This is a genomic window from Microvirga pakistanensis, assembly GCF_004458765.1.
Classification (GTDB): Bacteria; Pseudomonadota; Alphaproteobacteria; order Rhizobiales; family Beijerinckiaceae; genus Microvirga; species Microvirga pakistanensis.
The window spans coordinates 1-223 of record NZ_SPJX01000563.1 but is presented as its reverse complement, the minus strand read 5'-3'; the positions used below and the strand labels follow the sequence as shown (position 1 = coordinate 223).

Here is a 223-nt window from a genome sequence, read left to right as displayed (position 1 = left end):
GGCTCAGCGCCGCGATCACTCTCGCGCGGGCCGGACGCTCCGTGCAGGTCTTCGACAAGCTCCGGCCAGGTGAGGGGGCCGCGACGCGCAACGGCGGAATCACAAGCGGGAATCTTCGCCTCAGCCATGCGGAGATGGCCCGGCGCTTTGGCGAAGCAAGGGCCACCGCGCTCGAGGCCGAGGCGAAGGTCGCGCGTGAGGATCTCTATCGGTTCATCGCCGA

At 69.1% G+C, this 223-nt stretch carries 1 protein-coding gene; it reads left to right on the top strand.

Annotation, left to right across the window (positions count from 1 at the left end):
• Positions 1-223 (top strand): FAD-dependent oxidoreductase (locus E4K09_RS23805; RefSeq protein ID WP_134500165.1); only part of this gene is annotated, 223 nt, incomplete at both ends.